The organism is Limimaricola cinnabarinus LL-001, assembly GCF_000466965.1.
Classification (GTDB): Bacteria; Pseudomonadota; Alphaproteobacteria; order Rhodobacterales; family Rhodobacteraceae; genus Limimaricola; species Limimaricola cinnabarinus.
Genome location: NZ_BATB01000032.1, coordinates 18515 through 39917, shown reverse-complemented (window position 1 = coordinate 39917; position 21403 = coordinate 18515). Strand labels below are relative to the sequence as shown.

At 66.5% G+C, this 21403-nt stretch carries 15 protein-coding genes and 2 pseudogenes; 3 read left to right on the top strand and 14 right to left on the bottom strand.

Features of this window, described 5'->3' with window-relative positions; all coding sequences use genetic code 11:
- Positions 1 to 168: 168 nt before the first annotated feature.
- From gyrB to mutM, 9 genes and pseudogenes are all read right to left on the bottom strand, one after another.
- Positions 169 to 2582: pseudogene (gene gyrB, locus MBELCI_RS11500) on the bottom strand (DNA topoisomerase (ATP-hydrolyzing) subunit B).
- 79 nt (positions 2583 to 2661) lie between these two features.
- Positions 2662 to 3282 carry a LysE family translocator gene (locus tag MBELCI_RS11495; RefSeq protein WP_021694373.1) on the bottom strand — a complete coding sequence of 207 codons (621 nt, stop codon included), beginning with the start codon at positions 3280 to 3282 and terminating at the stop codon, positions 2662 to 2664.
- The gene (locus tag MBELCI_RS11490) at positions 3279 to 3713 is read right to left on the bottom strand and encodes a VOC family protein (RefSeq protein ID WP_021694372.1); all 435 of its coding nucleotides are present in this window, start codon (positions 3711 to 3713) and stop codon (positions 3279 to 3281) included. The genes MBELCI_RS11495 and MBELCI_RS11490 overlap by 4 nt, the downstream gene beginning before the upstream one ends.
- Positions 3710 to 4810: a DNA replication/repair protein RecF gene (gene recF, locus MBELCI_RS11485; protein WP_021694371.1), complete on the bottom strand. Its 1101-nt coding sequence runs from the start codon at positions 4808 to 4810 to the stop codon at positions 3710 to 3712. Before recF ends, MBELCI_RS11490 begins: the two co-directional genes overlap by 4 nt.
- Before the next feature lie 49 nt (positions 4811 to 4859).
- Positions 4860 to 5978 carry a DNA polymerase III subunit beta gene (gene dnaN / locus MBELCI_RS11480; protein ID WP_045320060.1) on the bottom strand — a complete coding sequence of 373 codons (1119 nt, stop codon included), beginning with the start codon at positions 5976 to 5978 and terminating at the stop codon, positions 4860 to 4862.
- A 118-nt stretch (positions 5979 to 6096) separates the two neighbouring features.
- Positions 6097 to 7476 carry a chromosomal replication initiator protein DnaA gene (gene dnaA / locus MBELCI_RS11475; protein WP_045320059.1) on the bottom strand — a complete coding sequence of 460 codons (1380 nt, stop codon included), beginning with the start codon at positions 7474 to 7476 and terminating at the stop codon, positions 6097 to 6099.
- Between the two features lie 704 nt (positions 7477 to 8180).
- Complete coding sequence (gene rpsT, locus MBELCI_RS11470) at positions 8181 to 8447, bottom strand: 30S ribosomal protein S20 (protein ID WP_021694368.1); 267 nt, start codon at positions 8445 to 8447, stop codon at positions 8181 to 8183.
- Positions 8448 to 8573: 126 nt separating this feature from the next.
- A complete protein-coding gene (locus MBELCI_RS11465; protein WP_021694367.1) occupies positions 8574 to 9350 on the bottom strand; it encodes an enoyl-CoA hydratase-related protein in 777 nt (258 codons plus the stop codon).
- Positions 9351 to 9404: 54 nt separating this feature from the next.
- Positions 9405 to 10256, bottom strand: coding sequence for a bifunctional DNA-formamidopyrimidine glycosylase/DNA-(apurinic or apyrimidinic site) lyase (gene mutM, locus MBELCI_RS11460; protein ID WP_045320058.1), 852 nt, complete (start codon positions 10254 to 10256; stop codon positions 9405 to 9407).
- Positions 10257 to 10286: 30 nt separating this feature from the next.
- Here mutM and ubiE point away from each other — a divergent pair, with 30 nt between their 5' ends.
- Both ubiE and ubiB read left to right on the top strand, forming a co-directional pair.
- The gene (ubiE, locus tag MBELCI_RS11455; RefSeq protein ID WP_045320057.1) at positions 10287 to 11084 is read left to right on the top strand and encodes a bifunctional demethylmenaquinone methyltransferase/2-methoxy-6-polyprenyl-1,4-benzoquinol methylase UbiE; all 798 of its coding nucleotides are present in this window, start codon (positions 10287 to 10289) and stop codon (positions 11082 to 11084) included.
- On the top strand, positions 11081 to 12607 hold the full coding sequence (ubiB, locus tag MBELCI_RS11450) for a 2-polyprenylphenol 6-hydroxylase (protein WP_045320063.1): 1527 nt from the start codon (positions 11081 to 11083) through the stop codon (positions 12605 to 12607). The genes ubiE and ubiB overlap by 4 nt, the downstream gene beginning before the upstream one ends.
- A gap of 176 nt (positions 12608 to 12783) precedes the next feature.
- Here ubiB and flbT read toward each other — a convergent pair whose 3' ends face one another.
- The 5 genes and pseudogenes from flbT to MBELCI_RS11425 form a co-directional block, all read right to left on the bottom strand.
- Positions 12784 to 13194: a flagellar biosynthesis repressor FlbT gene (flbT, locus tag MBELCI_RS11445; RefSeq protein WP_021694364.1), complete on the bottom strand. Its 411-nt coding sequence runs from the start codon at positions 13192 to 13194 to the stop codon at positions 12784 to 12786.
- Between the two features lie 531 nt (positions 13195 to 13725).
- Positions 13726 to 14514, bottom strand: coding sequence for a hypothetical protein (locus tag MBELCI_RS11440; protein ID WP_021694363.1), 789 nt, complete (start codon positions 14512 to 14514; stop codon positions 13726 to 13728).
- 79 nt (positions 14515 to 14593) lie between these two features.
- Positions 14594 to 15364, bottom strand: a complete 771-nt coding sequence (locus MBELCI_RS11435; protein WP_045320056.1) for a sulfite exporter TauE/SafE family protein — start codon at positions 15362 to 15364, stop codon at positions 14594 to 14596.
- A 19-nt stretch (positions 15365 to 15383) separates the two neighbouring features.
- Positions 15384 to 16255: pseudogene (locus MBELCI_RS11430) on the bottom strand (ribokinase).
- Positions 16252 to 18513: an NADP-dependent malic enzyme gene (locus MBELCI_RS11425; protein ID WP_021694361.1), complete on the bottom strand. Its 2262-nt coding sequence runs from the start codon at positions 18511 to 18513 to the stop codon at positions 16252 to 16254. The pseudogene MBELCI_RS11430 and the gene MBELCI_RS11425 overlap by 4 nt, the downstream one beginning before the upstream one ends.
- Before the next feature lie 154 nt (positions 18514 to 18667).
- Here MBELCI_RS11425 and mutS point away from each other — a divergent pair, with 154 nt between their 5' ends.
- Complete coding sequence (gene mutS / locus MBELCI_RS11420) at positions 18668 to 21304, top strand: DNA mismatch repair protein MutS (RefSeq protein WP_021694360.1); 2637 nt, start codon at positions 18668 to 18670, stop codon at positions 21302 to 21304.
- Positions 21305 to 21403 lie beyond the last annotated feature (99 nt).

Genomic DNA, 21403 nt, shown 5'->3' with positions numbered 1-21403 from the left:
GATTTGCGCAACATCGCCCTATGAAACGACGCCAAATATAAAATTTTGGCCGACCACCCTGCCACGTCTCGAAGTATACAATTTATAGAAACGCAAGTGCGCAAGCCTTTGGGCAAATAGCGCAAGATTATGGGGATCGCGCATGACTATGCGCGATCCTACAAGACGTCAGAAGTCGAGATGCTCGACGTTGAGCGCGTTCTGCTGGATGAACTCCCGCCGCGGCTCGACCACGTCGCCCATCAGCTTGGTGAACAGGTCGTCGGCCTCGAGCGAATCCTCGATGCGCACTTGAAGCAGCGTCCGCGCCTCCGGGTCCAGCGTGGTTTCCCACAGCTGATCGGGGTTCATCTCGCCCAAGCCCTTGTAGCGCTGTAGCGTCAGGCCGCGCTGGCCTTCTTCGAGAATCGCCGCGAGCAGGTCGAGCGGGCCGTGGATCAGCTGGCTGCGGTCCTTGCGCACCAAGGTTGCGGGCTGGTCGTAGACCTCCTGCAACGACTTGGTGAAGCTGCCTGTCTTGCGTGCCTCACCCGAGCGCAGCATCGGGCCGTCCAGCGTGCGCACCTCCTCGACACCGCGCAGGATCCGCGCGAGGCGGATGCCGTGATCCTGGGTGATGCGGCCATGCCAGCCGCGCTCGTATTCGAGCGCGATCAGATCGAGACGGCGGGCCACCTTGTCGGCGACGCCCTGCAGGTCGGCATCCACCGCGCCGGGTACGAAGGCGCCTGAGATCGCGGCCTGTTCGAGGATGTGGCGCGGGTAATGCGTGGGGAAGGCGTCGAGCACCCGCTTGAGCTGGCGCGCCTCGTCGACGACGCGGCGCAGGTCGTTGCCGGTCAGCTCTTCACCGGTGCCGAGGCGCAGTGCAGTGCCCTCGGTGCCCTGCCGGATCAGATAGTCGTCCATCGCGGCCTGATCCTTGAGATAGACCTCGGACTTGCCGCGCGCGACTTTGTAGAGCGGCGGCTGCGCGATATAGAGGTGCCCCGCCTCGATCAGTTCGGGCATCTGCCGGAAGAAGAAGGTCAACAAGAGCGTACGAATATGCGCGCCGTCGACATCGGCGTCGGTCATGATGACGATCTTATGGTAGCGCAGCTCTTGATGTCGAACTCGTCGCGGCCGATCCCGGTGCCGAGCGCCATCACAAGGTTGCCGATCTCCTGGCTTCCCAGCATCCGGTCAAAGCGCGCGCGCTCGACGTTGAGGATCTTGCCCTTGAGCGGCAGGATCGCCTGCGTGCCCCGGTCGCGGCCCGTCTGCGCCGATCCGCCCGCCGAATCGCCCTCGACGAGGAACACCTCTGTCTTGGAGGGGTCCTTCTCGGAGCAGTCCTTGAGCTTGCCGGCGAGGAAGTTCACGTCCATTGCGGTCTTGCGCCGGGTCAGCTCGCGCGCCTTGCGCGCGGCCTCGCGCGCCAGCGCCGCCTCGACGATCTTGCCGACGATCTGCTTGGCGAGGTTGGGGTTTTCCTCGAACCACTCGGCGAGCTTTTCGCCCACGAGGTTCTCGACCGCCGGGCGCACCTCCGACGAGACCAGCTTTTCCTTGGTCTGCGAGGAAAATTTGGGGTCCGGCACCTTGACTGAGAGCACGCAGGTCAGCCCTTCACGCGCGTCGTCGCCGGTGAAGGAAACCTTCTCCTTCTTGGCGATGCCCGAGGTCTGGGCATAAGCGTTGATGGTCCGGGTCAGCGCGCCGCGAAAGCCCGCCATGTGGGTGCCGCCATCGCGCTGCGGGATGTTGTTGGTGAAGGGCAGCACGGTTTCGTGGTAGGTGTCGTTCCACCACATCGCCACCTCGACGCCGATGCCGTCCTTTTCGCCCTCGATCCAGATTGGCTCGGGCATGACGGCGTGCTTGGAGCGGTCGAGATATTTCACGAACTCGCGCACGCCGCCTTCGTAGAACAGTTCGGTGTGCAGCGGCTGCGCCGGGCGGTCGTCTTCGAGGATGATCCGCACGCCCGAGTTCAGGAAGGCCAGCTCGCGCAGGCGCTTTTCCAGCGTGGCGAAGTCGTATTCGAGGTTCGAGAAGGTCGTGGTCGAGGCGAGGAAGCGCACCTCGGTGCCGGTCTGGTCGGTCGGACCCACCACTTCGAGATGCTTGACCGTGTCGCCGCGTTCGAAACGCGCAACGTGCTCCTTGCCGTCGCGCCAGATGCGCAGTTCCAGCCAATCCGACAGCGCGTTGACCACCGAGACACCGACGCCGTGCAGGCCGCCCGAGACCTTGTAGGAGTTCTGGTCGAATTTGCCGCCCGCATGCAGTTGGGTCATGATGACCTCGGCCGCCGAGACGCCCTCTTCGCGGTGCAGGTCGGTAGGAATGCCGCGGCCGTTGTCGCGCACGCTGACCGAACTGTCGGCATGGATCTTCACCTGCACGAAGTCGGCGTGACCGGCCAGCGCCTCGTCGATGCCGTTGTCGACCACCTCGTAGACCATATGGTGCAGGCCCGAGCCGTCATCAGTGTCGCCGATATACATCCCCGGACGCTTGCGGACCGCATCCAGGCCCTTGAGAACCTTGATGGAATCGGCGCCATAAGCATTGGGTTGCAGAGCGGGTTCAGACATGGGGGAAATCCTCGGGACGTTACCGGCGGAATATACGAATACTGGTGGGAGATGTCACGGTTTTCCCCCATATTTTGCGCTATAGAAGGGGTATGAGCAGCCCGACGCCGACCAGCATCACCCCCGCCGCGCGGTTGGTCCGGCGCAGTGCCCGGGGCGAGGTCAAAAGTGCCCGCGCGCGGTGGATCGAAGCGGCGAGAACGAGGTTTCCCGCCAAGGGCACGGCGAAGGAAATCGCGCAGATCGCCACGATGTCGCCCGCAGTGAGCGCCGACAGATCGAAGAAGCCCGGCAGCATCCCCATGTAGAACAGGACCGCCTTGGGGTTGCCGAGGATCACGGCGAGGCCTGCGGCGAATCCCGCCCACATGCCGGGCCGGGTCAGGCGGCGGTCGGAGGCGATGGAGGCGTCGGCGTGACGCCACAGCAGCACGCCCATCGACACGAACATCGCGGCCGCGACCCAGCGCAGCGCCTCTAGAAAGCCGCCGTACACCGACAGAACCCAGCTCACGCCAAGGATCGCCAGAAGCGGCCAGAGCACATCGCCCACCACCACCCCGAGCGCCAGCGGCCATGCCGCGTGAAACCCGCCCGACAGCGCGCGGGCCGTGAGCGCGACCCAGACCGGGCCGGGGGTGAGGAACAGAACGAAAAGCGCGCCCGCATAGAGGGCGAGATCATGGGGGGCGAGGGTCATTTCGGACTGGGCAGGGTCAGCGATCCGTCTTCGGCCAGTGGCCAGAACGGGTTGTGCGCGATCTCCCAGACATGGCCGTCGGGATCGGCGTAATAGCCCGAATAGCCGCCCCAGAACACCTCCTCCGGTGCTTTCAGCGCCGTCGCACCCGCGTCGAGTGCCGCCTGCCACGCGGCATCCACGTCCGCGCGATCCGCGAAGTTCTGCGCCAGCGTCATGGCCCCGGTGCCAAGCTCCGCGCCGGGCCGTCCTTGATCCTTGGCGAGAGCCGCGCGACCGAACAGGCCCAGCAGTGCCCCGTGCATCTGGTAGAAGGTCACCTCGTCCTGGCTCGACGGGTGCGGGGTCCAGCCCAGCGCGGCGTAGAAATTGCGGGCACGGTTCATGTCGTCCGTGCCGAGGGTGATGAGGGTCACGCGTTGCGGGGTCATGTCTCGCTCCTGATCTGCGAGATGCCGGCGATCTCGGTCACCTCGATGCGTTGCGCGCGCTCGCCCAGGGCCTCGAACAGCCCCGGCTCGGTGCCGGTCATGAAGGCTTGAAGCCCGAGCGCGCAGATCTCGTCATAAAGCGCCGCGCGACGCCGCGTGTCGAGATGTGCGGCCACCTCGTCGAGGAGCAGAACGGGCGGCGCGCCGCCCATCGCCGCCAATGCGCGCGCGTTGGCGAGGATGAGCGAGATCAGCAGGGCCTTCTGCTCACCGGTCGACGCGTCGCGCGCGGCCACCCCCTTGGCACGCCACAGCGCGTCGAGATCGGCCCGGTGCGGGCCGATCAGGGTGCGCCCCGCCGCCATGTCCCGGCCGCGCATCGCGGCGAAGGCCTCGCGCAGTTCCTCCGCCGATTCCGGCGCCTCATCGGGATAGGTCAGCGCAAGATCGGCGGTGGGAAAGGCGGTCTCGGTCTCGTCCTGCGCGGCCATGAGCCGTTCGATCGTGGCGCGCCGCGCGGCGCCGATCGCCTCCCCCGCCAACGCCATGCGGCCCTCGAGCGCGCCGTACCAATGCGGGTCGCGCACCCCGTCCTTCAGGAGCCGATTGCGCTCGCGCATGGCCTTTTCATAGTCGAGCACGGCTTCGGCATGGCCGGGATCGAAGCTCAGCACCGCGCGGTCGAGAAACCTCCGCCGCCCTTCCGCCGCCTCGATCCAGAGCCGGTCCATCGAAGGCACCAGCCACAGCACCCTCAGCACCCGCGCTAGCGCCACCTGCGGCGTCGCCTTGCCATCGATCTGCACGGTGCGGCTCTGGCCGGCCTCGGCGCGGGTTTCGATCTCGTGCGGCGCGCCCTCGGCTTCGACCTCGGCTCGGACCACCCAGCCAAGCCGCTCGGGCCTGCGCGCGATCTCCTCGGCCCCGGCGCGGCGCATGCCACGTCCCGGCGACAGCAGCGACACCGCCTCGATCAGGTTGGTCTTGCCCGCGCCGTTGGGACCGTGAAGCGCGACGGGCCGCCCGTCGAGCGCGAGCTTCGCCCGCTTGTGCGACCTGAAATGTGACAGCTCGAGCGCGGTGACGGCCGCTCTCACGCGCGGCCCTCCCCCACTTCGCTCTTCAGATACGCATGTCCGGCCCGCGTCACACGCGCATCGGCATGACGACGTAGACGGCCGAGGTGTCGTCGCCTTCGCGCATCAGCGTCGGATCGCCGGAGGAGTTGAACAGGAACACCGCGTTCTCGCGGTCCACCTGGCTCGCGATCTCCTGCAGGTACTTGGCGTTGAAGCCGATCTCGAGCCGCTCGTCGCCGTAAGCCACGGCCAGCTCCTCCTCGGCCGCGCCCGAATCGGGGGCGTTGACCGAGAGCACCAGCCGGTCCTCCTCGAGCGACAGCTTGACCGCGCGGCTGCGCTCGGAGCTGACGGTCGCGACCCGGTCCACCGCCTTGGCAAACTCGGCGGCGTCGACCTCAAGGCGCTTGGAGTTGTTTTGCGGAATCACCCGGCTGTAATCGGGAAAGGTGCCGTCGATGACCTTGGAAGTCAGCGTGATCGAAGGCGTGGTGAAACGCACCTTGGTCTCGCTCACCGAGACCTCGATCAGCGCCTCGTCATCATCCAAGAGCTTGCGCAGCTCATTGACGGTCTTGCGCGGCACGATCACCCCGGCCATCTTCTCGGCCCCTTCGGGCAGCTCGGCGTCGATCCGCGCGAGGCGGTGGCCGTCGGTTGCGACGCAGCGCAAAACGCGGCCCTGCTCGCCCTCGGCCACATGCATGTAGACGCCGTTGAGATAATAGCGCGTCTCCTCGGTCGAGATCGCGAACTTGGCCTTGTCGAAGAGCCGGCGCAGGACCGGTGCGGGCGCGGTGAAGCTCGCCTCGTATTCGGACGAGGCCATGACCGGGAAATCTTCCTTGGGCAGGGTCGCGAGCTGGAAGTTCGAGCGCCCCGCCTCAATGGTCAGCCGCCCGTTGCCGCCCTGATCGGTGAGCGTCACCAGCGCCCCGTCGGGCAGCTTGCGCACGATCTCGTTCAAAAGTACGGCGGCGACGGTGGTGGCGCCTTGGGTCTCGACCGTCGCCGGGGCCTGATCGACCACCTCGATGTCGAGATCGGTGGCGCGAAAGCGCACCTCGCCATCCGTGGCCTCAATCAGCACGTTGGCGAGGATCGGGATGGTGTTGCGCCGCTCCACGACCGACTGGGCCTGTGCCACGGCCTTGAGCAGAACGCCGCGTTCGATCGAGAATTTCATGTGCATCGCTCCGCTGTTGTCGCCGACCGGGGCCGGGACTGGAAAACTACCTGTTTTCAGCCCGCCCTCAAGCATTTTCGGCGATGACGCAGTCCGTTCCTCGCACCAAAGGTGCGGCCTATTCCTCAAGCGCGCGGCGCAGCAGTTCGAGATCGTCGGCGATCTGGCTGTCGGTGGACTTCAGCTCCTCGATCTTGCGCACCCCGTGCATGACGGTGGTGTGGTCGCGCCCGCCAAAGCGGCGGCCGATCTCGGGCAGCGAGCGCGAGGTCAGCTTCTTCGAGAGATACATCGCCACCTGGCGCGGCCGGGCATAGTTGCGCACCCGCTTGGGCCCGATCATGTCCGACAGCCGGATGTTGTAATGCTCGGACACACGGCGCTGGATCTCCTCGACGGTGATCTTGCGATCCGAGGCGCGCAGGATGTCGGCGAGGCAGTCCTGCGTCATCTCGAGCGAAATCTCGCGGCCCACCAGCGAGGCGAAGGCGAAGAGCCGCGTCAGCGCCCCTTCGAGCACCCGCACGTTGTTGGAGATGCGGTGCGCGAGGAATTCGTAGACGCCGGGCTGGACCACGATGCCGGGATACTGCGCGCGGTAATAGTCGGCCTTGGCCTGCAGGATGCCGACGCGCAGTTCGAAATCGGTGGGAAACAGATCCACGACGAGGCCCGACCCCATGCGCGAGGTGATCCGCTCCTCGACGTCCTTCATGGCGCCCGGCGCGCGGTCGGCCGAGATGATGATCCGCTTTCCGGCGTCGATCAGCGCGTTGAAGGTGTGGAAGAATTCCTCTTGCGTGGAATCCTTGCCGCCGAGGAACTGGATGTCATCGACCATGAGCACGTCGACCGAGCGGAACAGCTGCTTGAAATCCATCATGCGCTTGTCGCGCAGCGCGGTGATGAAGCGGTACATGAACTGCTCGGCGGAGGTGAGCACGACCTTCAGATGCGGCTGATGCTGGCGCATCTCGTGACCGATCGCGTGCATCAGATGCGTCTTGCCCAGACCCACGCCGCCATAGAGGAACAGCGGGTTGAACCCGAGGCTGCCGCCCTCGGCGATGCGGCGGGCAGCGGCATGGGCCATCTCGTTGGGCTTGCCGACGACGAAGCGGTCGAAGGTGAAGCGCGGGTCGAGCGTGGCCGAAGGCGTGGCGTCATCGTCGTCCGAGATCAGCGCCGGGGCGGCGGGCTGCCCGGAAGACGAGCCGGAAGGCTGGGCGGCCGCGGGGCGGGAGGCCGCGGAGGCACTGGCCGACTGGGCGAAGATCAGACGCTGCACGGTGACGCCGGCGCGGGCGAGCTGCGTCAGGATCTGGTCGCCGAAATTTTGCAGGACATAGTTGCCGTGGAAGGTGGTGGGCACATGGAACCGGGCCACGCCATCGACCAGCGCCTCGAAGCGCAGCGGCGCGATCCAGGTCGTGTGGTTGTTGGCGCCCACCGCCTGCTTGAGCTCTTCGCTGACCTGCGCCCAGTTATCGTTCGTCATGACCTGTCCCCGACCTGCCTTCATCGTCACCCGTGCGCGCCCGCCGCGCCCGGCTTTCGCGACCCACATTCAGGCACAGGGGATGCGGCCGCCGGCGCGCATGCGCCGACGCTGTTCCGCACCGGACTGACCTAACCTCCGGACCCCGAGCGGAGACGGGCATACCCGCCGACCGCTCTCGCAGTTCGGCCCGGGATTGGCACATGACGGCAGTGACGCCTGCCGGACCGGCAGACGCAATGCAGACAAGCGCGGGACGGCGAATGGCACGGCCAAAGCCGTGCGCCCGTCACGCTCATGAGAGCTGGCACCCGTTTCGCGGTTCCGATTGTCTCGGCCGTGCAGCTGGCCTTCGGACCACCGTGGTGCCGACTCGCCCATGTTCCCCCAGGAACGATGTGAATCGCAGGGCCAAGTTAGCGCCTGCGCTCGGAGGGCATCAACCGAACAACGCGCTTGACGACGGACTCCGCTGAATCGAATCCGGCGGGATTTTCCGGGGCCCCTGAATCCTAAGGGCGCGGCGCGAGAGGGGTGCGGAGCCGCCACAGGGGGGACTTGCGCGCGGAGATATCCTAAGGGGCCAACTTGACAGTGAGGTGACGCAAGGGCCCTCGATTCTTTCGCAGGGGCAGCGTAACGGCATAAAAAAAGGGTGCCCCTTTCGGGACACCCTTTTGAATTCAATCGCCTTTTAGGCGATATCAGGCGGCAAGCGCCTTCACGCGCGACGACAGGCGCGAGATCTTGCGAGCGGCGGTGTTCTTGTGAACGACGCCTTTGGTGACGCCGCGCATCAGCTCGGGCTGAGCTTCGCGCAGGGCGGACTGGGCCGCGTCCTGCTGGCCGGAGGCGATCGCCTCCTCAACCTTGCGCAGGAAGGTACGGATGCGCGAACGGCGCATCTTGTTGATCGCGAAGCGGCGCTCGTTCTGGCGAGCGCGCTTCTTGGACTGGGGCGTGTTGGCCATGTGTCGAGAATCCACTTGCGGGGTAACTGTTCTGAAGCCGCGTCTCTAAGGCCGACTCGGCGGGTAGTCAACCTGCCTTGCCGCCTTTTCCACGAGCCTCCCGGTCCCCAGCCCCTGTCACGCGTCTCAGCGGTCGCGGTATTGCGGTTCGCGCTTCTCGCGGAAAGCGGCCATGCCCTCGGCCTGGTCCTCGGTCGAGAACAGCGCCTCGAACAGCCGCCGCTCATGGGCTAGCCCCTCGGTCAGCGGCAGCTCCTGGCTGCGGTTCACCGCTTCCTTGATGGCGAGCACCGAGATCTGGCTCTTCTCGGCGATCTTCGCCGCCGCCGCCCGCGCCTCCTGTTCGAGCTGGCGCGCCGGCACGACACGGCTCACCAGCCCGGCGCGCTCGGCCTCCTCGGCCGACATGAATCGACCCGTCAGATGCATGTCCATCGCCTTGGGCTTGCCCACCGCGCGGGTGAGCCGCTGGCTGCCGCCCATCCCCGCCATGATCCCGAGATTCACCTCCGGTTGGCCGAACCTGGCGTTGTCGGCGGCGATGATGAAGTCGCAGGCCATCGCCAGCTCGCAACCGCCGCCCAGCGCGTAGCCCGCCACCGCCGCGATGATCGGTTTGCGGATACGCGCCAGCCGCGCCATGTCGCCCGCATAGAGCGCACGGCGATACATCTCGACAAAGGACAGGTTGGCCATTTCGGCCACGTCGGCCCCGGCGGCAAAGGCCTTGTCCGATCCGGTCAGCACGATGCAGCGCACCTTGTCTGAGGCATCCGCCGCCTCCAGCGCCGTCACCAGTTCGCGCAAAAGCTCCGAGTTGATGGCGTTCATCGCCTGCGGACGGTTGAGCGTGATGGTGGCGATGTCGTCGTCGATCTCGACGAGGATGGTGGTGTAGGCCATGGCTGTCTCCGGCTACTTTGGCGAAACCTGACCCGCCCCGCCCCGGCGATCAAGTCACCTCTGGCAGCGCGCGCACAGGAAGGTGGAACGCCCCGACTGTACGATTCGCTCCACCGTGCCGCCGCAGCCCGGCGTGACACAACCCGCGCCTTCGCGGTCATAGACCCGGAAATCGTGCTGGAAATAACCCATCGCGCCATCGGCCTGCCTATAATCCTTGAGCGACGATCCCCCCGAGGTGATCGCCTCCTCCAGCACCACCCGGATCAACGGCACCAGAGAGGCAATCCGCGCCGCCGATATGCGCCCGGCCTTGCGGCGCGGGTCGATGCCGGCCCGGTGCAGCACCTCGCAGACATAGATGTTGCCAAGCCCCGCCACCACGCGCTGATCGAGAAGCGCGGTCTTGATCGGTACCATCCGCCCTCTGAGCCGCTCAACGAGATAGGCTTCGTCGAAGGCATTGCCCAAGGGCTCCGGCCCGATTTCGCGCAAGAGCCAATGATCTTCCACCGCCTCCGTCGCGGCGAGATCCATCGCCCCGAAGCGGCGCGCGTCGTTGAAGGTCACCCGCGCGCCATTCGCCATGTCGAACACCACGTGGTCATGCTTTTGCGGCGTGGGATGCGCGTGATGAAAGTCGCCGAGCGTCACGCCCGAGACGGTCATCCGCCCCGACATGCCCAGATGCACGATCAGCGTCTCGCCGCCCGACAGGTCCGCGAGGATGTATTTCGACCGCCGCCGCAGCCGCTCCACCCGCTGGCCCGAGAGCCGCTCGGCCATGCGTTCGGGAAACGGCCAGCGCAGGTCGGGGCGGTTCACGTGGGCGGTCTCGATCACCGCCCCCTCCATCGCGGGGGCAAGCCCGCGACGAACCGTCTCGACCTCTGGCAATTCGGGCATCGGTTCTTTCTTTCGCACGTTGCGGGCTATATGCCGCCACTGAGCCCTATCAAGGCATCATGGCGGCACGGGACAAGACCCTTGAGCGACGAGCAGACCACGCATTTCGGCTATCAGACGGTGCGCGAAGAGGAGAAGGCGGGCCGCGTGCGCGGCGTCTTCACATCCGTCGCCTCGCGCTATGACGTGATGAACGACGTGATGAGCGTCGGCATCCATCGCCTGTGGAAGGACGCGATGATGGACTGGCTGGCGCCGCGGCCTGGCCAGAAGCTGCTCGACGTGGCCGGCGGCACCGGCGACGTGTCGTTCCGGTTTCTCGGACGCGCCGGGCATGGCCACGCCACGGTCTGCGACCTGACCGAATCGATGCTGGTCGAGGGGCGCAAGCGCGCCGAGGCCGAGCGTCTGGAGGACAGCCTTGACTGGGTGGCGGGCGACGCGATGGCCCTGCCCTTCCCGGACAACAGCTTCGACGTCTATACGATCAGCTTCGGCATCAGGAACGTCACACGGCCCCAGAAGGCGCTAGACGAGGCGTTTCGCGTGCTGCGCCCCGGCGGCCGGCTGATGGTGCTGGAGTTCAGCCAGATCCCCAACGAGATGATGCAGAAGGTCTATGACCTCTACAGTTTCAACGTCATCCCGGCGATGGGACAGCTGATCGCCAACGACCGCGACAGCTACCAGTATCTGGTGGAATCGATCCGCCGCTTCCCCGATCAGGAAACATTTCTCGGCATGGTCGAGGCGGCGGGCTTCGAGCAGGCCAAGTACCGCAACCTGAGCATGGGCATCGCCTGCCTGCATTCGGGGTGGAAGCTCTGAGGGGCCCCCACAACCTTCTCCGGCTGATCCGCACCGGCGCCACGTTCGAGCGCACCGGCGCGATGGCCGTGGTGCTCGACGCGATGGACGCGCCGCGCCCCTTGCGCGTGGCGATCCGTCTCTTCGCCGCGCCGTTCCGCTGGCTCGGCTATGAGGGCGACCCGGCCATGCCGCCCGCCACCCGCGCCATCACGGCGCTGGGCCCGGCCTACATCAAGTTCGGCCAGATCCTCTCGACCCGCCCCGACGTGGTGGGCGACGAGCTCGCCGTGCAGCTGCGCGTGCTGCAAGACAGCCTGCCGCCCTTTCCCACCGCACAAGCCAAGCGGGCGATCGCGATCGAGATGGGCCAGCCGGTCGACCGGCTGTTCTCGGAGTTCTCCGAACCCGTCGCCGCCGCCTCGATCGCGCAAGTTCACCGCGCCCGCCTCGCCGAGACCGGCGAGACGGTGGCGGTCAAGGTGCTGCGCCCGGGTATCGAGAAGGCGTTCCGCCGCGACATCGAGGCGTTCTACTTCGCCGCCCGGATGATCGAACGGCTCTCGCCCTCGTCGCGCCGTCTGCGCCCGGTCGAGGTGATCGCGCATTTCGAAAGCGTGGTGCTGGGCGAGCTGGATCTGCGGCTCGAGGCGGCGGCCGCGGCCGAGTTTTCCGCCAACACCACCAAGGACGAGGGCTTTGCCGTGCCCACGCTGCGCTGGCACCTGTCGGGGCGGCGCGTCATGACGATGGGCTGGGTCGACGGCATCGGCGCGGCCGAGGTGGCGCAGATCGACGCCGCCGGTCACGACCGCAAGCGTCTCGCCGCGCGGGTGCTGCAACTCTTCCTCGCCCATGCGCTGCGCGACGGCTATTTCCACGGCGACATGCATCAGGGCAACCTCAAGATCGGCCCCGACGGCACGCTGATCGCGCTCGACTTCGGGATCATGGGGCGGATCGACGAATACACCCGCCGGGTCTATGCTGAGATCATCTTCGGCTTCATCCGCAAGGATTACCGCCGCGTCGCCGAGGTGCATTTCGAGGCGGGCTACGTGCCCGCCGATCGCGACGTCGATGCCTTCGCCTCGGCCCTGCGCGCGGTGGGCGAGCCGATCTTCGGCATGGACGCCTCGCGCATCTCGATGGCGCGGCTGCTCAACTATCTGTTCGAGGTGACCGAGCACTTTGGCATGGAAACCCGCACCGAGCTGATCCTCTTGCAGCGCACCATGGTGGTGGTCGAAGGCGTGGCGCGCACGCTCGACCCGCATATCAACATCTGGGAAGCCTCGCGCCCGGTGGTCGAGGACTACATCCGCGAGAGTATCGGCCCCAAGGCCGTGGCCCGCGATCTCGGCCGAACGATCCAGGTGCTGTCGCGCTTCGGCCCACGTCTGCCCGCCCTCGCCGAAGCCGCCCTCGTGCGCCAGAGCCACCCCGAACCCGAGCCGCGCCGCCGCGACCTACCGCCCTTGGGCTGGATCGCCGTGGGCGCGGCGCTGACGGCGGCGGCGGGCTGGGTTGCCTCACTGATTTGAGGTGCCTTGCGCAGGGCCTTGTCCGCCGCCGGGCCAAAACCGCCAATTCCGCCTCGATCATACGATCCGGCTCCGAAACCCACCGGTCCCATTCTGATTTCGACCTTGTCGCGACGCTCCAAAAGCCGCTCTGCCCCTTCATGAAGGCGGCAAATCGACCCGCGATCAGCGAATGCTCAAGGCGCCTTCAGTGGGAGGCAGAGCATCCGCTCCTCCCTTGGCAAAAGCGCGCGAAGGCGTTTCAGCGCACGGTAGGTTTCTCCGTCGAGCACGGCCCGACATGCCTCGTCCAGAAGGGCGCGGCTGTCGCTGTCGCAGAACACCTGGCTCAGCTGTTCGATGTCCGCCAGAATCCGGTCATGACCTTCATTGGCTGTGACGTCGCCCGCGAGGATCAGTTGCGCGGCATAGCACACCCGTCGCACTGGGGTGTTCGCGTCTTCGGCCCGGATCGCATCGCGCAAGCGCAGAATATTGGCATTGGGCGTGAGCACGGAGACCCGCGCGCGGCGGTCGCCGTTCTCGATCACCGCGCCATTGACCAGAACACGCTCCCCCGGCCCCAGCTTGAGCACCAGCCCCGACATCAGGCCGTCCTCGCAGCGACGCGATTCGACAGATCCGCAAGCATGATGGCGTCGCCCCTGCATGGTGGCAGGTTGGCAGTCTTACCTTCAGCCGCGGAGGGGTGATACTGATGACGGGTGAAACGCGCCAGATGCAAGATGGAAGCATGCAAGGCCATGTTACCGGAACCTCGGGCCTGACGATCTTCTTCGACAAGGTTCACGAATAAGTCCTTTCAAGACACGGGATCGCAAGGCCGCGGTCCTGGACGGGCCCCTGGCGGTCGATTCCGTCTGCCGCTCGGCGCGGGCGGGGGCGCGGTCACGCCCCCTGCCCCGGGTTTGTATCGGAACGCCGCTTTCTGCAGGCCGCTGTGCGGACGTCCTTGGAAGCGAAGAGGGTCCGTCGCCTTGGAGTGCATCCCCGCTCGGGGGACAGGGCGGTTGTGACACGCAGGTCTTAAGCGCAGGCTAATATTTCATGTAGAAAGCGCTGAAGATCGAGTTCGCCCCAAAACTCGGTTTCCGCCACCCTTCGCTGATCTCGCCCGCTCACTCTCGTCGGGGTTTGCGCGCCACTGGCGTGATCAGCGTCTCGGGCCGACGCGCCTCGGCCGCTTCGAACAGCGAAAAGGTCTGATTGACGTAGTTCACCGCCCCCGAGATGAGGTCGAGATACTCGACAAGTTCGGGGGTGCGCTGCGCCTCGACCATCGCCACGCCGCGATCTTGCGGCATCGTCTCGAATCCGACGTAGAACAATGGGTCCCCGCGCGAGATCTTCAGCGGCTTTTCGGGCTCGTGCCATTCGAAGCCCCACATCAACGGGCGCGGCCAGACATTGATCGGGAAGCGCCCGCCGAAGATCGTTCCGGGCAGCGGCGTGCGGCTGTAATGCATGAAGGGTGAGAGCTGGCTGAGATAGACCGGTTCGTCGCACAGAAACACGTAAGGCAGCACGAGCTGCAGCGTAGGTACGCCCGGATGCCGCCACTCCGATTCGGCCACGATCAACAGCTTCTCTCCGAGCTTGTTGCTGCGGATCGAGCTGGCCGCGCCGCTCAGGTTGCGCATCCGGGGGATGCCCTTGTCGTCACGGGTGAAGCCGATGTTGATGTCGAAGGGGCAGCGGATCAGGAAATAGCGGCTTTCGAGATTGATCACCGCCGGGCAGCGCGAGGCCGACTTGCCATGGCTGCGGTCGAGATCGGTGGAGCGTACGCGTTCGGGCGGGGCATAGATGATGCCCCCTTTCGTTTCGCTCAGGCACCACCCGACCGTGACCGGACCGGTGCCGGAAGCGGTGCCGCGCGTGTTCTCGAAATTGACGGAAAGTTGCATATGGATGGACCTTTGGCGATCTGCCCCTGGATGCTGCAAATTGCGCGGATCAGTGTTGAGTGTCAAAGGTCTGGCGGCATCAGATCAGCGCCGCGACGCCGTCCCAGCACAGTTTGAGGCCGACGAGCACCACCATGGCGTACATCACCGGGTAGAAGATTTCAGCCCGCATCCGCCGCACCACGAAGGCGCCCGATAGCGTCGCCGCGATCGCAAGCGGCAGCAGCGCCGCCGCGGCAGTGAGGTTGGCGGCGTCGAACTGGCCCAAAAGGGCGTAGGGGATCACTTTGATGACGTTCACCGCAGCGAAGAAGATCACGCTGGTGCCGGTATAGACACGGGGATCGAGCCTGAGCGGCATGGTATAGACCTGAAACGGCGGCCCGCCCGCATGGGCGACGAAACTGGTGTAGCCCGCGAGCGTCGACCAGACCGAGGCGCGCGCCGTGCTCTGCACGCGTGGCGCGGCGCGGCGGGCATTGCCCGACAGCAGCCAGCGGGCCGAAAAGGCCAGCGCCACCACCCCGACGATCAGCCGCACCACCCCGTCCGAAACCAGCGCCGCCGTGAGCCAGCCGATGCCGATGCCGATCGCCGCGCCGGGCAGCATCCGTTTGAGCGTGCCCGCGTGATAGGTGCCGCGCCATGCCCAGAGGCTGATCGCATCCATCATCAGCAGGATCGGCAACAGAATGCCCGCGGCCTGCACCGGCGGGATCGCCAGCGCCATGATCGGCACGCCCAAGAGCGCCAGCGCGCCGCCCAAGCCCCCCTTGGACAGGCCGACCAACACCACGGCGACGCAGGCCGCGAGGAGCGCCCAAGGGTCTGAAAAGACGAAATCCTGCATGTTCGTGCCGCGTGCGACCTCAGAAGGCCGCCCGCTCGACCTCCTCTCGCGAGGGAATCGCATCGGCCGCGCGTGCCGTCCGACCTTGAGCGCCCCCGCACGTGAGGCGAGCGTCAGCGCCTCGGGCATCTGCAGCCCTTCGGACAGCCCGGCGAGAAGATAGCCGGTGAAGGTATCGCCCGCGCCGGTGGTGTCGACCGCCGCGACGCGCGGCGCGTCGACGTGGTGGCGTGTGCCGGAGGCGGTGTCGATCCAATCGCAGCCTTGGGCCCCGAGCGTCACCACGACATGCGGCACCGGCAGATCCTCGACCGAGGTGCCCAGCGCCTCGGAAAGTTGTCGCGCCTCGACTTCGTTGAGCACGAGGAGGTCGAGATGCGGCAGCACGGCGCGTACGGCCCCGGCCTCGAACGGCGCGGCGGCATAGGCCACGGTGAGGCCGCGCGCGCGCGCCAGCGCCGCCGCCTCGACCTGACTGTTGGTCTCGTTCTGGGTGACCAGCAGGTCGCCCGAAACGGCCCTGTCCAGAGCCTGTTTCACGGCGTCGAGGTCAATGTCGCGATTGGCACCGGGCCAGAGCGTGATCGCGTTCTCGGCCTGAGCGTCCACGGCGATGATCGCATGGCCGCTCGGGCCATCACGGCGCTGCACATGGGTGCAATCGACGCCGTGATCCCTCAACCGTTCGACCATCCAGCCGCCATCCGCGCCGACCGCGCCCAGATGCGCGACCCGGGCGCCGGCGCGGGCGGCGGCGACGGACATATTGGCCCCCTTGCCGCCCAGCCCCCGCGACAGGGCGGTCGCGGCCAGCGTCTCGCCCGGGGTGGGGATATGCGGGACGGAATAGACGTGATCGGCGTTGATCGAGCCCAGGTTCCAGATCGTCATGCGCGCCTCGCCTTGCAGGCGGCCATGACGGCCATGTTGACGATGTCGTTGACGGTCGAGACGGTCGAACAGATCTGGATCGGCTTGTCGACGCCCGACAGGATCGGCCCGATGATCGTGGCCCCCGCCATCTCCTGCATCAGCTTCACGCTGATCGAGGCCGAGTGCCGCGCCGGAACCACCAGCACGTTGGCCGGTCCGGTCAGGCGCGAGAAGGGATAGTTTTCCTGCCCCTTCGCATTCAGCGCCACGTCGACCGCCATCTCGCCCTCATATTCGAAATCGACGTTCCGCCCGTCGAGCACCTCGGCGGCGCGGTGCATTTTGGTCGCGCGTTCGGAAACCGGGTAGCCGAAGGTCGAGAAGCTGACGAAGGCCACGCGCGGCTCCAGCCCCAGTTCGCGCGCCACCTGCGCGCCTTGGGTCGCGATATCGGCGAGATCCTCCTCGTCGGGCCATTCATGCACCAGCGTGTCGGCGATCAGCACGATCCGACCGTTATGCATGACGACCGAGACGCCGACCGCGCCGTCATGCGGGCCTGCGTCGAAGACGTGGTTCACCAGCTCCATCACATGCGCCGATTTGCGCGTTGCCCCTGTGATCATGCCGTCGCCATGGCCATGCGCCAGCATCAGGGACGCGAAGACGTGCCTGTCGCGCCCCGCGAGTCGGTGGATGTCGTGCTGGTCGAGACCCTTTCGCTGCAGCCGCCGATAAAGGAACGCCTTGTAGGTATCAAGATGCGGCGTGTTGGCGGCGTTGACGACCTCAAGTTCGGCCGCCGCATCGGCCATGCCTTCGGCGGCGAGTTTCTCGGCCACGTCGTCGCTGCGCCCCACCACCAGCGCCTTGCCGAAGCCGGACCGCTGGTACTGCACCGCGGCGCGCAGCACGCGCGGATCGTCGCCTTCGGCGAAGATCATCGTCGCCTGCGCCGCCCGCGCCCGTGCGTTGAGGCCGCGCAGCACGCTCGCCGTCGGGTCCATCCGGCCCTTCAATGCCTGTTCGTACTGCTCCATGTCGGCGATCTCGCGCCGCGCCACGCCGGTCTCCATGCCGGCGCGGGCCACGGCGGGCGGAATCCGGTGGATCAGTCTCGGATCGAAGGGCGTGGGGATGATGTAATCGCGACCGAAGCTGAGCTTTTGGCCATAAGCCAGCGCCACCTCGTCGGGCACCTCCTCGCGCGCCAGTTCGGCCAGCGCCTCGGCGCAGGCGATCTTCATCGCGTCGTTGATGGCGCGGGCGTGGATGTCAAGTGCGCCGCGAAACAGATAGGGAAAACCGAGGACATTGTTGACCTGATTGGGGTAGTCCGAACGCCCCGTGGCGACGATCGCATCCTCGCGCACCTCATGCGCCTCTTCGGGTGTGATCTCGGGATCGGGGTTGGCCATGGCGAAGATCACCGGGTTCGGCGCCATCGACTTGACCATCGCTTGGGTCACAGCGCCCTTGGCAGAGACCCCGAGGAACACGTCAGCCCCGTCCATCGCCTCCTCCAGCGTCCTGAGCGACGTGTTGGCGGCATGGGCCGATTTCCACTGGTTCATGCCGATGGTGCGGCCCTGCCAGATCACGCCCTTGGTGTCGCACATGATGCAGTTGTCGTGCCGCGCGCCCATCGCCTTGAGCAGTTCCAGACAGGCGATCCCGGCGGCCCCCGCTCCGTTCAGCACGATCCGCACATCCTCGATCTTCTTGCCCGAGATGTGCAGCGCGTTGAGCAGGCCGGCGGCGCAGATCACGGCGGTGCCGTGCTGGTCGTCATGGAAGACGGGGATGTCCATCTCTTCCTTGAGGCGCTGCTCGATGATGAAGCATTCGGGCGCCTTGATGTCCTCGAGATTGATGCCGCCGAAGGAGGGACCCATCAGCCGCACCGCGTTGCAGAAGGCGTCCGCGTCCTCGGTGTCGAGCTCGATGTCGATCGAATTCACGTCGGCGAAGCGCTTGAACAGGACCGACTTGCCCTCCATCACCGGCTTGGAGGCCAGCGCGCCCAGATTGCCGAGGCCCAGCACGGCGGTGCCGTTCGAGATCACCGCGACGAGGTTGCCCTTGTTCGTGTAATCATAGGCGGTCTCGGGGTGCTCGGCGATCACCTCGCAGGGGATCGCGACGCCGGGGCTGTAGGCAAGGCTCAGGTCGCGCTGGGTGGTCATCGGGACAGTGGCCGTCACCTCCCACTTGCCCGGGGACGGGGCCTCGTGGAAGTTCAGCGCGTCCTCGCGCGTGAAACGGGGTTTGGCCATATCGTCGTCCTTCCTGCCTTGGACGATCAGGGATAGCGGCATGCTGCGGCGCGGCGCAACGCCCTTGCGTCAAAGCGGCTCCCGAGCGTGTCCGGGGTTTCGCCGGGGGGCCGCAAAAGCTAGTGTCGCGCCGCTGCACCCCCGGGAGAGACGCATGAACACGCAAGCCGGCACCGTGACGCCGATGATGGCGCAGTATCTGGAGATCAAGGCGGCGCATGGCGATGCGCTGCTGTTCTACCGGATGGGCGATTTCTACGAGATGTTCTTCGACGACGCGGTGGCCGCGGCCGAGGCGCTCGACATCGCGCTGACCAAGCGCGGCAAGCATATGGGCGAGGATATCGCCATGTGCGGCGTACCGGTGCACGCAGCCGAGGGCTATCTGTTGACGCTGATCCGCAAGGGGTTTCGCGTGGCCATCGCCGAACAGCTCGAAGACCCGGCGGAGGCGAAGAAACGCGGCTCGAAATCGGTGGTGAAGCGCGATGTGGTGCGCCTCGTGACGCCCGGCACGCTGACCGAGGAGAGCCTGCTCGACGCGCGGCGGCACAACTTCCTCGCGGCCTTCTCGGAGCTGCGCGACGACTGCGCCCTGGCTTGGGTCGACATTTCGACCGGCGCGATCTCGGTGCTGGGCTGCGATCGGATGGCGCTGGGCCCGGAGCTTGCGCGGCTTACCCCGCGCGAGCTTTTGGTCGAGGACAGCGCGGAACAGGCCCTGTCGGACGTCACCTCGGGCTTCGATCTGGCGGTGACGCCGTTGCACCGGGGCGCCTTCGACAGCGCTAGCGGGGCGGCGCGCCTCGCGGCGCTGTGGAAGGTCGCCTCGCTCGACGCCTTCGGGGCGTTCTCGCGCGCCGAGGTATCGGCCATGGCAGCGCTGGTCGAGTATCTGGAACTGACGCAGAAGGGCAAGCTGCCGCTGCTGCGCCCGCCGCATCAGGAGGCGCGGATGTCGGCGATGCGGATCGACGCCGCGACGCGCCGGTCGCTCGAGCTGACCCACGCGATGGGCGGCGGTCGCGAGGGATCGCTCCTGCATGCGATCGACCGCACCGTGACGGCGGGCGGCGCGCGGCTTCTGGAGCGGCGCGTGGCCTCGCCGTCGTGCAATCTGGGGACCATCTCCGCGCGGCAGGAGGCGGTGGCGCATCTGGTCGAGGACGATCGGCTCCGCGGCGATCTTCGGACGGCACTGCGCGGCGCGCATGATCTCGACCGGGCGCTGTCGCGCCTCGCCCTCGACCGGGGCGGCCCGCGCGACATGGCGGCGATCCGTGCGACATTGGAGGTGGCGGGCGAGATCGGCGCTCTGGCCGAGGGCCGCGACCTGCCCGCCCCCCTGGAAGAGGCGATCCGGAGCCTGTCGGGACACGAGATCCTACACGAGTTGCTCGATCAGGCACTGGTGGCCGAGCCGCCGCTTCTGGCGCGCGACGGTGGCTTTGTCGCCACGGGCCATGACCCAGACCTCGACGATGCCCGCCGCCTGCGCGATGAAGGGCGCGGGGTGATCGCCTCGATGCAGGCCGATTATGCCTCGGATACGGGGATTCAGAGCCTGAAGATCAAGCACAACAACGTGCTGGGCTATTTCATCGAAACCACTGCGACCCACGCCGCCAAGATGCTGACGCCACCGCTTTCCGAGCGGTTCATCCACCGCCAGACCATGGCGAACCAGGTGCGGTTCACCACGCTCGAACTCAACGAGATCGAGACCCGCATCCTGAATGCGGGTGGCCATGCGCTGGATCTTGAAAAACGGGTCTATGACAGGCTCAGATCCGCCATTCTCGACCATGCCGGACCACTGGGCCAACTGGCCCGTGCGCTGTCGGAGATCGACCTTGGGGCTGGCCTTGCCGATCTGGCACGCGGGGCCGAATGGTGTCGCCCGCAGCTTGACGACAGCCGGGCGTTTCACGTGGAATCGGGTCGGCATCCGGTGGTGGAACAGGCCCTGCGCCGCGCGGGCGAGCCTTTCGTGGGCAATGATTGCGATCTGGACAACGCGGCCTTGTGGCTGCTCACGGGTCCGAACATGGCGGGCAAATCAACCTTCCTGCGTCAGAACGCGCTGATCGCAGTGCTGGCGCAGATCGGAAGCTACGTGCCCGCGACTTCGGCGCATATCGGTCTCGTCAGCCAGATCTTCAGCCGGGTCGGCGCGTCGGACGATCTCGCGCGGGGCCGATCCACCTTCATGGTCGAGATGGTCGAAACCGCCGCGATCCTCAATCAGGCCGATGACCGGGCGCTGGTGATCCTCGACGAGATCGGGCGCGGCACCGCCACCTATGACGGCCTGTCGATCGCCTGGGCGGTGCTGGAGCACCTGCACGACGTGAACCGCTGCCGCGGCATTTTCGCGACCCATTACCACGAGATGACCCAGCTTGCCGCCAAGCTAGACGGCGTGGCGACGGCGACCGTCGCGGTGCGCGAGTGGCAAGGCGAGGTGATCTTCTTGCACGAGGTGCGGCGTGGCACCGCGGATCGCAGCTATGGCGTACAGGTGGCCCGTCTCGCCGGGCTTCCGACATCGGTGGTCGAGCGGGCACGGGTGGTGCTTCAGGCGCTGGAACAGGGCGAACGCGAAGGCGGCGGACGGCGTCAGGCGCTGATCGACGATCTGCCCCTCTTTGCCGCCACGGCACCTGTTCAGGAACCTACGACGTCTAAGCTGTCATCGAGAATGCAGGAGATCGAGCCTGACAGGCTGACCCCGCGTGAGGCGCTGGAGCTGATCTACGAGTTGAAGTCGCTATCGCACGACATTTCGTAATGGTTCCCCAAAAAGAGAGCGCGGCTTTCGCCGCGCTCTCGAACTCATAACCTGATCACTTGCCTCACTAACGCGATCGAACCGGATGGGTTCCGGCAA

Excerpts from the sequence above, each read along its gene's own strand:
- mutS (WP_021694360.1), top strand. The coding sequence starts at position 18,668 with ATGAACACGCAAGCCGGCACCGTGACGCCGATGATGGCGCAGTATCTG.
- MBELCI_RS11425 (WP_021694361.1), bottom strand. The coding sequence starts at position 18,513 with ATGGCCAAACCCCGTTTCACGCGCGAGGACGCGCTGAACTTCCACGAG.
- MBELCI_RS11440 (WP_021694363.1), bottom strand. The coding sequence starts at position 14,514 with ATGCAACTTTCCGTCAATTTCGAGAACACGCGCGGCACCGCTTCCGGC.
- flbT (WP_021694364.1), bottom strand. The coding sequence starts at position 13,194 with ATGTCGGGGCTGGTGCTCAAGCTGGGGCCGGGGGAGCGTGTTCTGGTC.
- ubiE (WP_045320057.1), top strand. The coding sequence starts at position 10,287 with ATGCCGCCACTGAGCCCTATCAAGGCATCATGGCGGCACGGGACAAGA.
- MBELCI_RS11490 (WP_021694372.1), bottom strand. The coding sequence starts at position 3,713 with ATGACCCCGCAACGCGTGACCCTCATCACCCTCGGCACGGACGACATG.
- MBELCI_RS11495 (WP_021694373.1), bottom strand. The coding sequence starts at position 3,282 with ATGACCCTCGCCCCCCATGATCTCGCCCTCTATGCGGGCGCGCTTTTC.
- dnaA (WP_045320059.1), bottom strand. The coding sequence starts at position 7,476 with ATGACGAACGATAACTGGGCGCAGGTCAGCGAAGAGCTCAAGCAGGCG.
- MBELCI_RS11465 (WP_021694367.1), bottom strand. The coding sequence starts at position 9,350 with ATGGCCTACACCACCATCCTCGTCGAGATCGACGACGACATCGCCACC.
- MBELCI_RS11435 (WP_045320056.1), bottom strand. The coding sequence starts at position 15,364 with ATGCAGGATTTCGTCTTTTCAGACCCTTGGGCGCTCCTCGCGGCCTGC.
- dnaN (WP_045320060.1), bottom strand. The coding sequence starts at position 5,978 with ATGAAATTCTCGATCGAACGCGGCGTTCTGCTCAAGGCCGTGGCACAG.
- mutM (WP_045320058.1), bottom strand. The coding sequence starts at position 10,256 with ATGCCCGAATTGCCAGAGGTCGAGACGGTTCGTCGCGGGCTTGCCCCC.
- rpsT (WP_021694368.1), bottom strand. The coding sequence starts at position 8,447 with ATGGCCAACACGCCCCAGTCCAAGAAGCGCGCTCGCCAGAACGAGCGC.